Consider the following 12,101-nt stretch of genomic DNA (forward strand, 5'->3'; position numbering starts at 1 on the left):
CCGGCGTTAACGCAACCGGGATTGCGGTACACTCTAACGCCGGGTCCGGTCGGTTCCATCGCCCGGGCTTCATCATCATACGGTTCCTGCCGTTGCTTTGCCCTGTCAGACAAGGAATTTTCTGTGCGCGCCTACGCCGACAACGATTATCCCGCCCATCACAAACCGGACTGGAAAGTCATTGCCGGGCTCTGGCCCTACCTCGCGGAATTCCGCGGACGGGTGATCCTCGCCCTTGTACTGCTGGTTCTGGCGAAGGTCGCGACGGTGGCAACGCCGGTGGCACTCAAGTACATCGTCGACTATCTGGATCAGAACCGAAGCGGCGAGCTGCTGCTGTGGATCCCGGTATTGCTGGTGGTCGCCTATGGCCTGCTGCGTTTCGGCGCCACCCTGTTCAGTGAGCTCAGGGATGCGGTGTTTGCCCGGGTTGCCGAGCGCGCCATGCGCCAGGTATCCCTGCGGGTCTTCCGGCACCTGCACAACCGGGAGCTGGCGTTTCATCTGGATCGCAAGACCGGTGGTCTGGCCCGGGATATTGAGCGCGGCACCAACGGCATCAGTTTCCTGTTGCGCTTCACGCTGTTCAACATCGTCCCTACCCTGCTGGAAATCCTGATGGTCGCTGGCATCCTGCTGGTGGTGTTCAACGTCGGGTACGTCCTGGCGATTCTGGTGGCGGTCGTGGTGTACGTGCTGTTTTCCATCCGGGTTACCGAATGGCGAACCCGGTTTGTGCGCGAGGCCAATGCCCGGGACAACCAGTCCAATTCCCGGGCGGTGGACAGTCTGCTCAACTATGAAACCGTCAAATACTTCAACAACGAAGCCTTCGAAGCCGAGCTGTACGACCGCGACCTGCAGGACTGGGAGCAGGCTCGCCTGAAAAACCGCCTGTCACTGGCGGTGCTGAATACGGGGCAGGCCCTGATTATCGGCGTGGCCCTGATTGTGATCATGGCGATGGCGGTACGCGAGGTCGCCAGCGGCGCGATTACCCTCGGGGATTTCACCATGATCAACGCGTACCTGCTCCAGCTGTTCATCCCTCTCAATGCCCTCGGCTTTGTCTATCGCGAGATCCGCCAGGCCCTGGTCAATGTCGAACGCCTGTTCGGTCTGCTCGGTGACCAGCCGGGCATCGAGGATGCCCCGGACGCGACACCCCTGGCCGTTGCCAAGGGGGAGGTGGAGTTTGACCATGTCCACTTCGCCTACCGGGCCGACCGACCGATCCTGAACGATGTGTATTTCCGCATCCCCGCCGGCCACACGGTTGCCGTTGTTGGCGCCAGTGGCGCGGGCAAGTCCACCCTGGCGCGCTTGTTCTTCCGGTTTTTCGACGTCGATGCCGGCGCCATCCGTATCGACGGCCAGGATATCCGGCGCGTCACCCAGGACAGCCTGCGCGCGGCCATTGGCGTGGTGCCCCAGGATACCGTCCTGTTCAACGACACCCTCTATCGCAACCTGGCCTACGGCCGGCCCGGGGCCACCGAAGCGGAGGTCCATCAGGCCGCCCGCATGGCCCACCTGGAAACCTTTATCCACAGCCTGCCGGAAGGTTATGAAACCCGGGTTGGCGAACGGGGTCTGAAGCTGTCCGGGGGCGAAAAACAGAGGGTCGCCATCGCCCGGGTCATCCTGAAGAATCCGCCACTGTTGATATTGGACGAAGCCACTTCCTCGCTGGATTCGCTCTCGGAACAGGCCATTCTCGGGGCGCTACGGGAAGTCAGCCGGCAGCGTACGACCCTGGTGATCGCCCACCGGCTGTCCACCATCCGCGATGCCGACACCATTCTGGTGATGGATGGTGGCCGTATCGTCGAGAGCGGGCACCACAACGATCTGCTGGCCCGGCAGGGCCACTACGCCCGGCTCTGGGAGCAACAACACGACGGCGGTGATGAGGCCGGGCCGGACGCTAGCGCCCGATGAGTCCCCGGGCCAGGCCCGAGGCCCGCACCACCTGCTGTTTGGCGCTGTCCTGGAAGACCCCGGCGTCGCCGGTGATCAGGCTGAACCAGTTGCGGGCCCGGGTAATCCCGGTGTAGATCAGTTCCCGGGTCATCACCGGACTGATCCGGTCCGGTAGCACCAGGCAGGTGTGGTTGAACTCCGATCCCTGGGACTTGTGCACCGTCATCGCGTACACGGTTTCCAGCTGCTGCAGCCGGCTAGGGGAGATCCAGCGGATGTCATCGCTGCCATCGGCGGCGGGAAAGGCCACGCGCAGCGTATGCTTCGGTTGGCCGTTGTCGTCCCGGTCCCAGGGCACCGACAGGGTAATGCCGATATCCCCGTTCATCAGTCCCAGGTTGTAATCGTTGCCGGTGACGAGCACCGGCCGGCCCGGATACCAGCCTTCGGCCTTTGGAATCAGCTTGTGGGCCAGCAACTGGCGCGCCACCAGGTTGTTGATGCCGTCCACACCCCAGGGGCCCTTGCGCAGCGCACAGAGTACCTGGAAATCCGAGAACGCCTTGAGCGTCTGCCGCGCCAGTTCATCCCAGGCCTCCCGTCCACTCTCTTCGGTGAGCGCGTGGGTGTTCAGCAATGACAGGTAATGGCCATAACCCACCGGCGGCGGCAGAGGCTGAGCGTTCACCTGGCGTCCCTCGCCCCCGTTGCGGAAGGCCACGGGGCTGCCCGAGATGGCATGGTCGGCGATCCGGGCCAGGGTCTCGTCCGTGGCCGGTGTCGGGGTGTCGCCGTTGAGCCAGATCACATCGTCGAAACTCCCGTTGCGACAGGCCGCGAGCATGGGCGCATCCAGGGCGTTGGTGTTGACCGCTTCCGCGAGTTTGCCAATGCCACTGCCCTCACCGAACCGGTAACTGGTGCGCAGCATGGCAACCGCCTGGTCCAGCCTTTGACCCTCAGAGTCCAGCAGCGCATCCGGTAGCGTCGCGCCGATGACCGCGTTCAGCCAGCCGGCGGTATCCGGGGTGTAATGGGCGGCTGTTGCGCGCTGACAGAGCTCGCCCAGAACCGCGCCCGCGTCTACCGAGGCCAGCTGGTCCTTGTCACCCAGCAGGATCAACTGCGCACTCGCCGGCAATGCCTCGAACACAGAAGCCATCAGGTCGACGTCGACCATGGACGCCTCGTCGATCACCAGGATGTCCACCAGCAGGGGGTTGTCCCGGTTATGGCGGAACCGACGGGTATCGGGGCGGCTGCCGAGCAATCGATGCAGGGTGGTCACCCGAGTCGGGATATCGTCGAGGCTGACCTGTCCGGGCAGCCGATCCAGCGGCAGTCGGTTGGTGGCGCCGCCGATGGATTCGTTCAGGCGGGCGGCGGCCTTTCCTGTGGGGGCGGCCAGCCGGATCCGGTATTTCCGCCCGTCCCGCTGAGCTGACTGGCTGGCGACCGACTGCAGGGCGGCCAGCAGGTTGACCACGGTCGTGGTCTTGCCGGTGCCGGGCCCACCGGTGATCACCGCAAACCGGTTCCGGGCGGCCAGCGCACAGGCGAGCTTCTGGTAATCGACTCCGGGGTGTCTGCCAAACAGGGTTTCCAAGGCCTCAGCCAGGGTCGCTGCCATTTCGGAGCTGGGGTCTGCCAGCGGGGACGTCAGCGCCAGCCGGGCCCGGATGCCGTCGGCGATCTGCCGCTCGTAATGCCAGAGCCGACGCAGGTACAGGCGAGTGTCGTTCAGCACCAACGGCGTCGTGAGTGAACCCTCACTTACCGCTGAGGATCCAGCCAACGCCTCAAGGCAGTCATTCAGGCTGATCCTGGCGAGGACGTTACCGGGCGCCGGGGTCGCTCCGGTGGCTGCCTCCTCGTCGGTGCCAACGGGCTTGGCATCGTCAGGTGGCAGGGCCAGTGTGGCGTCGGCATCCTGCAGCAGGTTGGTGAGATCCACGCAGACATGGCCCCGCCCCACCTGATGGGACACCAGCGCGGCGAGCAGCACCACCAACGGCGAGGATGATTCGCCCTGCTCTTCCGACAGTGTGCGGATCAGCCGGGCAAAGCCGACGTCCAGTGGCCGTAGCCAGTCCCGTTGCTGCCAGTGATCCAGCAGCTCGTCCATGGTATCGGCACAGGTAAACAGCTGCCGGGTATCGATCGCCGGCACGGATCCAGTTGGCCCCTGGGTTTCGGTATCCAGGTCCAGCGCGAACTGCTGGTCGGAATGGCGGGTTCTGCTCATGCGGCGGCCTCCCCGGGTCCGTGTTGGCCATCGAACAGGGCGTCCAGCCGTTCGATCAGGTGTCTGGGCGGCTTGTCGGTAAACGCACCGGCATTGGCGGCCCGATAGCCGCGCAGGAACAGGTAGACCGCGCCACCGACGTGACGGTCGTAATCGTAATCCGGCAACCGCGCCTTCAGCAGCCGGTGCAACGCGAGCAGGTAGAGCACGTACTGAAGGTCGTAACGCTTGTCCAGAATGGCTTCGCCCATGGCCTGATCGGTGTAGGCGTGGTCGTCTTCGCCCAGGGTATTGGACTTGTAGTCGAGCACGTAATACTGCCCCTGGTACTCGAACACCAGGTCGATAAAGCCCTTGAGCATGCCGTTGAAGCGGCCGGGTTCGGCCTGGGGTCGGTCGGCCCGGTTTAGGGTATGATCCTTGACCAGGCTGTCCAGGGTTCGGGTGCTGACGTTGCGGCTCTCGAACCAGAATTCGAGTTCCGGTCGCAGCTGGGTCAGGTCGGCGAGACTCGCCCGCTCGGATGAGCCGCGCTGCAGCGGCAGTGGCTGGCGAATAAGGCCCAGCAACCACCGCTCAAGAGGCGCCACCCAGTCGCCCCAGCCGCGGGTGCTGCAACGTCGGGAGAGATAGTCCCGCAGCAGCGACGGGTTATCCACAATGGTCCGGAATCCTTGCTGGCTGCACCATTCCAGCACGTCATGCAGGAAGGTGCCGGGGCCGGCCCCGCGGGGAAACTGGTGATGATCGCCGGTGGCCGGGGTTTCCGGGAAAGCGTCGTCCGTGGCCTGGGCGCTCTCCTCCAGCAGGTTCTGGGTTTCGGCGTCTTCGACTTCCCCGGTAAAGACAATGCCGGTCCCGCTCATGCCGGTGTACTCGATCGACGAGTAACTGGCAATCCACCAGTCTTCCCTCGCCTCCCGACTGGAAATCAGCGCCGGACCCAGGGCTTCCGGCTCGGGCTGGTGGTAGCAGGTATCGGTCGATTCCGGCATCGGGGTCACGGCGATGGCCGCCTCGCCCCGGGCCAGCGGTTCCAGGCAGCCGGTCACGACCGGCTGGCCAGCGCTGTCAGCCCCGCTCTGGCCTGCCACCAGATAGCCGAGCCCGCTCCGGGACCACTGATCAATGGCTGCCACCCCGACCCAGGTGGCGAACCGGGCCCGGGTCAGGGCCACGTAAAGCTTGCGGATATCCTCACCCAGACGTTCCCGATCGGCCTGGGCGATGTCGGCCGCGGTCGGGTCGAAAACCGTGACCAGCTGGCCACTGGCATCGTGGTAGCGCACCCAGGCCTGGTTTTCACTCTGGGCGCGGAACGAGGTGCCGAAGGGCAGGAACACCAGCGGGTATTCCAGGCCCTTGGATTTGTGCACGGTAATGACCTGCACCAGTCCGGCGTCGCTTTCCAGCCGCAGGGTGCGATGTTCGTCCTCGTCGTCCGCGGCGCGCAGGATCTGGGTGAAGTGGTGAACCAGGGCGTGTTCGCCGTCCAGTTGCAGACTGTCCTGCTGCAGCAGTTCGGCAATGTGCAGGATGTCGGTCAGGCGCCGTTCGCCGTCCGGCCGTTGCAACAATCGCCCGGGCACGTCGAAGTCCATCAGGAAGCTGCGCAGCATGGGCAGTACGCCCTGGCTTTGCCACTGCTGGTGGTAGCCCATGAAGCGTTCAATCTCCCGTTCGAGGGCGATCTCGTCGGTCAGCAGGCGGTTCAGGGATTGCCAGGATTGGGCCAGCGTCGGGGTGGCCAGGGCCGCCCGAGCCAGGCCCAGCTGGCGAGGTTCGGCAAAGGCCCGGAGCCAGCACAGCACCTCGGCGGCTTCGGGTGAGGTCAGCACCGAGTCCCGGTCGGACAGGTACACGCTCTTGATCCGTCGCTCACCCAGGGCCTGGCGGACGGCGCTGGCTTCATTGCGGTTGTTGACCAGAATGGCGATGTCGCTGGGCCTGACCGGCTGCACATCGGCCGGATCAGCGGTCAGCGCAAAGCCGGCCCGGCCCTCTTGGCCCAGGGCCAGCAGGTGGGCAATCTCGCTGGCGCAGGTCTCGGCCAGATCCGCCGTCGCCGCGCCCTTGGCCAGGCCCCGCGATTTGCCGCCGGGGGCGTCTTCGCTGTCCAAGGTCCAGAACGTCAGGCTGGGCCGCACCGCGCCGTCAACCGCCCAAAGCCGCTTGGTGCCGTTGGCGTTCACACCCTGGAACGGCAACGGCGAGGTATCACCCTGACCGAACAGAAAGGCGCCGTCGCGACTGGTCTGGTCCGCGTAGGTGAAAATCCGGTTAACGGCCCGGACCATGGGCTCGGCCGAGCGGAAATTGCGGCCCAGGGTGTAGGTGCGTTCACGGGCGCCCTCGCGGGCTTCCAGGTAGGTGTAGATATCGGCACCCCGGAAGCCGTAGATGGCCTGCTTGGGATCCCCGATCATCAGCAGGCAGGTGTGCGGGTGGTTGTCCGCTACCCGGTAGATGCGATTGAAGATGCGGTACTGGACCGGATCGGTATCCTGGAATTCGTCGATCAGCGCCACCGGGAACTGCCGGCGAATGGTGGCCGCGAGCTGGTCCCCGCGGGGGCCGTTCAGGGCCTCGTCCAGCCGGGTGAGCAGATCGTCAAAGCCCATTTCCGAGCGCTGTTGCTTTTCGGCTTCCAGGCGCTGGGCAACCCAGCCGGTGGCGTGCCTGAGAATGTCGGCCTCGGCGCTGGGCAGATTCTGGCTGAACGCAATCAGCTCGGCGATGGCGTCGAAGGCCGGGTGCTCCGGCGCCGGCTCGTCGCCCTTGAGTTTGGTGGGCAACACCGCCGGTGTCTGGTTCTGGAAGCCCGCCTTGTCCAGGCCGTTTGGGTAGAGGTCGTCCGAGGCTGCCCAGGCCAGTAGGGTGTCCCAGGCCGCGACCATGGTTTTCTTGCTGCCCCCGTGGAGGCGCTTGCTCTGGTGCAGTGTGTCCAGGAGTTCCAGTACCTCGTCTTTCCAACTGGCCCAGGGGTAGCCCTTCAGTTCCCGTGCGCGGTCAAGCCGCCGGCGCTGGACGGCCTCAATGGCCGCGGTCACGTCGCCGTCCGGCGTCGCCAGGCTCCGGGCCTCGGGAATCAGGTTGCGCACGGCCTGGCGCAATTCGATCGGCGTGCGCCAGTGACCCAGGGCTTCCTCCATCAGTTGGCTCGGGAGGGGGTAGATGAACGTGCGCCAGTAATCCCGGACCACGTCGTCCAGCAGATCGCTCTGGTCGGTTTCCAGGGTCAGCTTGAACAGGCTGCCGCTGTCGAAGGCGTGCTCGCTGAGCATGCGGTTGCACCAGGCGTGGATGGTGGAGACCGCCGCCTCGTCCATCCATTCGGCCGCCAGCAGCAATTTCTTTCGGCACTCGGGCCAGCTCGCCGGGTCCGGGTAACTGTCATCCCGTAACTGGTAAATCAGCGCGGTTTCCGGTGACGCCGCCGCGTGATCCGAGGTGTCGGAAAACACGTCCGCGGCCTGGGTCAGCCGGGTCCGGATACGGTCCCGCAGCTCCTTGGTGGCGGCATCGGTAAAGGTCACCACCAGCAGGTTTGGCGGCAACATTCCCTGGGCCAGTGGGCTGTCTTCCGGTTGCCGGTGGCCCAGTACCAGGCGTACGTACAGGATGGCAATGGTGAAGGTCTTGCCGGTCCCGGCGCTGGCTTCGATCAGGGTGCTGCCGTTCAGGGGCAGGGTCAGCGGATCCAGGTTGGGGTTGCGATTGGTCATCTCGTTACTCATACCAGTGCCTCGATGGCGGCCGCCGCGGTGGTGTCCTGTTCGGCCTCCCAGAGGGGGACATACAGTGCGTGCAGCAGTGCTTCGAATTCGTCGCCGGCGAGCAGATCGGCCGGGGATTCGAAGCCACCGCGCAGGTAGCCGGTGTCCCGGTCGAGGGCATTGGAGTACGCCTGCCCGGCATCGGCGATGGCCCGATCATGGTCACCGCGGTATTTCTTGCTCTGGTAGAAACTGTAGATCCAGGCGAAGCCCGCGTCGCATTGCAGGGGCAGGACGCGGGTGGTGGCTTCCATCCAGCGGGCCAGAATGGCGTCCAGGTGGGCTCGGGCCACCTCCGGTGACAGCGGCGCGAAACGGAATTTCCTGCCCTCCTCCTTGGCCAGCACCAGGGTTTCGAACGATTGGCCGGTGAGCTGGCCGGCCAGGTGCCGGACCCAGTCCGGCAACAGGTTGGCGTAGCGCACCCGTCGTCCACCGGCAGAGCCCGATAGCAAGCTCGACGTTGCAATGACCAGGCGGCACAGGTCGCCCTGGTGATTGGTGCGCAGCCCGTCGATCAGGTCCACCAGCTCGACGGTCCCGGTGTCGTTGCTGAACCGGTAGTCGAGGACCCGGGGTTCCGCCAGGACCTCCGGCCAGTCGGCCAGCGTGGCCCGGTAGCGTTCGAACAGGTCCGGCACCCGGCCCGACAGCTCGGAGCGCAGCCGGTGTTCGGTGACCCCCATGCCCAGATCCCCGCGCCGGGCCATCCGGTCCAGAGTGTGTTCCAGTCGGTCGAACAGTTCATCTTCCGAGGCGGCCTTCAGCACGCTCGCCTGGATCAGTTCGTTATCCAGACGCCAGCGATCCAGTCCGTTCAGGTCGAAGTTCTCGTTGTCCGTGTCCTCGTCCTCCACCGCCTCGAAACGCACCTGCAGTCGGCGCTGGTAAAAGGTGTCGATGGGCTTTTTCAGGAACTGAGCGAGGTCATTGAGGGTGATGGGCTCTTCCGGGGCCTGGTACGGCAGGGGCGATTGCGCCGCTGCGATTGCCTCCTCGGCATGGGCGGTTCGCCACTCGCGCTCGTAGGTGAACAGGTTGCCTGCCCGGAGCACCTCCGGCACCGGATTTGGCGCCCCATCGTCCCCGCCCTGCCCGCCGTTGGCGGGGGGAAAATAGGCCCGGCTGAACGGTTGCAGCGGGTGTTCGGTGGTCAGTGCCTGGGAGACAGGGGTCCGGGCGTCGTCTGGTAGCTGCCAGAGGTTGTCGAGATGATCCCGAAGTTGCCCGACCAGCACCGAGGGCGGCCGCTCGGAGTCGTCGCGGATGCTGCGGCCGACCCAACTGATGTACAGCTGCTCCCGAGCCGACAGCAACGCCTCGAGGAACAGGTAGCGGTCGTCCTCCCGGCGGTAACGGTCGCCCGGGCGGTAATCCTCGGCCATCAGGTCAAAATCCACCGGGGGCCTCGACCGGGGGTAATCGCCGTCGTTCATACCCAGCAGGCACACCCGCCGAAAGGGAATTGCGCGCATAGGCATCAGGGTGGCGAAGTTCACCTTGCCGGCGAGGAACCGCTGGTTCAGGCCGCCCTCATCCAGACCCTGCAGCAGCACGTCCCTGACGATGTTCAGGGGCAGACGCTGCTGCTCCAGGCCGGCAGCCAGGGCATCGTCCAGCCATTGCTCCAGTTGCCGGCGGAACCGGTTCAGCAGCAACAGGTCGGTGCCTTCCAGCTGGTCGAAAAACTGGCCCAGCATCGCCGAAAACAGGGCTTCCCATCCGCTCGGCGAACGTGGTTCCTGGAGCTCCTGCCAGAGTTTCTCGAGCTGGTGCACGAAGTCGTTCAGCCGGCCGGCCAGGCTCGCCTGAAGGCCACCGATCTCGCCATAGGGCTGGACCCCGGCCCAGGGCTCATCCTCACCCATACCGTAACCGAGCAACATCGCGCGGAGCCCCGCCTGCCAGGTGTTGCGGTCCAGATTGCCGGGCAATGCCAGGCTTTCCCGGTGTGCGCCGTGCAGGCCCCAGCGGATGTTGGCACCCTCGACCCAGCGTCGGGCCAGGGGAATCTCATCCTCGGTGATGCCGAAACGGTCACGGATACCGGGTACTTCCAGCAGGCTGATGATTTCACTCACGGCGAACCGGCTGCGTGGCAGGGACATCAGGGTTTCGAGGGCAATCAGCACCGGTTCATGATGGCGCTGGCCCTGATCCGAGATGGTGAAGGGAATGTGGCGTTTGCGACCAGCCGGGTAGCGCCCGAACACGGCCTGAATGTGTGGCGCATAGATGTTGATGTCCGGCACCATGACGATAATGTCCCGCGGACGCAGGTCCGGGTCGGCGTTGAAAGCAGCCAGCAGCTGGTCATGCAGGATCTCCACTTCCCTCTGGGGGCTGTGGGCGTCGTGGAAGACCAGGGTGTGATCCTCGGCCAGATCCACCTGCCGCTGCTCGTTGCGAATGTCCTGAAGCGGGGTCAAGTGGTAGATGTCGTTCTGGAGCTGGTGCAGCAGGCGGGGACAGGACGCCTCACCATGTTCGGAAAAGATATCGATTTTCTGGTCTGGAGTCCGGAACCGGTCACGGTACTCCTCGGGATTGTCGAATTCATCCAGCAGCCGGATGTAATCCCGGCCCTGTTTGCCCCAGGCGGCCAGCAGCGGATTGGCGTGCTGGTGCAGCTGGTCCGGATCACCGATCTGCGAGAGGGCCGGGTGGGCGATCCCGCGCTTGCGTTCGGCCTTGAGCAGTTCCCGGTCACTGATGATGTCGGCCCAGTAGAACTGACAGGGGTTATGCACACACAACACCACCTGACTGAACCGGCTGAGCACGTACAGCGCTTCCAGGGCTTGGCGTGGCAGGGAGGAGACCCCGAACACCACGATACGTCTGGGCAGTCGATCCGGGTTGGCCGGGGCCGTTGCTGATTGTCCGAGCGCCATGAACCGGGTGTGGATCTGTGACCGGCTGGTGTGGGCCTCGGCACCGATATCCTCAACCAGACGCCGCCACAGCACGGGCTGCCAGCGTCGCTCTTCGTCCAGCGGTTTTTCCTCGTTGCGGGCAGTGATCACCACATCCCGGCCCTGCTCCCAGGCACTGAGCCAGTCCGCCCGGAACACCTGATACTGGTCGAACAGGTCGGCCACTTTCTCGGCCAGCTGGAAATCCCGCAAGTCCGGATCGGTGCCCTCGAGAAAGCGAGCCAGAGGGGTGAAGACGGCATCCTCGCCCACCAGTTCCGGCAACAGTCGGTACAGGCGCCAGACCAGTCGGCGCTTGTCGAACGGCGATTGCTCCGGTACCTCTCCCGCTGGCAGGACCGCCCGGTAGGCCTGCCAGATAAAACGGGCGGGAAACAGGAAGTCCATGCCGGCGGCAATGCCCAATCCCCCGCCACTGCCGTCCTCCGACCGTTTCTCGGCCAGCGCCAGCTTCAGCCACTGGGCAATGCCATTGCTCTGAACCAGGAAGGTTTCGCTTTCCAGCGGTGGCAATGGCGTTTGTTGGCAGATAAACACCACGGCCCGTCGCAGGTCTTCGAGGTGATTGGCGTGAATGGCGTGAAAGCCGGGTTCAATGGCGGAGCGATCGGCCATGGGGATCCTTGTCGGGTAGTCAGTACAATCCTGATGCCACAGGTTACCGCATGTGGCGTTGGATTCAGACTGCGATTTAGGTCGCCTGTTTTTTGATCAAAAAAAGCATCTGTCCCCCCAGAATAGGCGTAAGCTGTAGAAGGGTTCATTGAGGAGGATTCCTCTCATGAAAACCAGTGCATCTGCCACCTTGATCCGATGGCCGATATGGTTCCTGACATTGGTGATTGCGGTCACGTCATCGGTACTTCGGGCAGAGGATAAGGATACCGCTATCCGTAACGTCATCCTCCTGCAGATCGAAGCGTTTGCCAACGACGATGAGGAGGCGGCCTGGACGATTGCGTCCGAAGGCATCAAACGCCGTTTTGGCTCTTCCGACGTATTTCTCAGCATGGTCCGGGAGGCCTACCCGGCCGTTCACCGGGCCACTGCCATCGAGTTTGCGGAACGGGTGCCCCACGGTCCGTTCGAGATCCAGGTGGTCCGGTTGCAAGGTCCCGAGGGCAAGCGCTGGGATGCCTACTACCGGATGATACTGATCGAAGGCGAATGGAAAGTGGCGGGCGTGCGAGTGCAGCCTGCCGAACTGGGGATTTGAGCCAC

General features: G+C 64.5%; 5 protein-coding genes. 2 read left to right on the top strand and 3 right to left on the bottom strand.

Annotated elements, in window-relative coordinates; genetic code table 11:
* The first annotated feature begins 123 nt into the window (after positions 1-123).
* Positions 124-1,941, top strand: coding sequence for an ABCB family ABC transporter ATP-binding protein/permease (locus KZO34_RS10280; RefSeq protein ID WP_219476215.1), 1,818 nt, complete (start codon positions 124-126; stop codon positions 1,939-1,941).
* On the opposite strand, the gene recD is transcribed toward KZO34_RS10280, so the two are convergent.
* Genes recD through recC form a run of 3 tightly spaced genes read right to left on the bottom strand, consistent with a single transcriptional unit; the run spans position 1,928 to position 11,495 of the window.
* The gene (gene recD, locus KZO34_RS10285; protein ID WP_219476216.1) at positions 1,928-4,168 is read right to left on the bottom strand and encodes an exodeoxyribonuclease V subunit alpha; all 2,241 of its coding nucleotides are present in this window, start codon (positions 4,166-4,168) and stop codon (positions 1,928-1,930) included. The genes KZO34_RS10280 and recD overlap by 14 nt on opposite strands.
* Positions 4,165-7,905: an exodeoxyribonuclease V subunit beta gene (gene recB, locus KZO34_RS10290; protein WP_219476217.1), complete on the bottom strand. Its 3,741-nt coding sequence runs from the start codon at positions 7,903-7,905 to the stop codon at positions 4,165-4,167. Before recB ends, recD begins: the two co-directional genes overlap by 4 nt.
* Entirely contained in the window at positions 7,902-11,495 is a 3,594-nt protein-coding gene (recC, locus tag KZO34_RS10295; RefSeq protein WP_219476218.1) for an exodeoxyribonuclease V subunit gamma, read from the bottom strand. Before recC ends, recB begins: the two co-directional genes overlap by 4 nt.
* A gap of 166 nt (positions 11,496-11,661) precedes the next feature.
* Here recC and KZO34_RS10300 point away from each other — a divergent pair, with 166 nt between their 5' ends.
* Positions 11,662-12,096: a DUF4864 domain-containing protein gene (locus tag KZO34_RS10300; RefSeq protein ID WP_219476220.1), complete on the top strand. Its 435-nt coding sequence runs from the start codon at positions 11,662-11,664 to the stop codon at positions 12,094-12,096.
* The last annotated feature ends 5 nt before the right edge of the window (positions 12,097-12,101 follow it).

It is taken from the genome of Marinobacter sp. F4206, from assembly GCF_019392195.1.
Taxonomy (GTDB): domain Bacteria; phylum Pseudomonadota; class Gammaproteobacteria; order Pseudomonadales; family Oleiphilaceae; genus Marinobacter.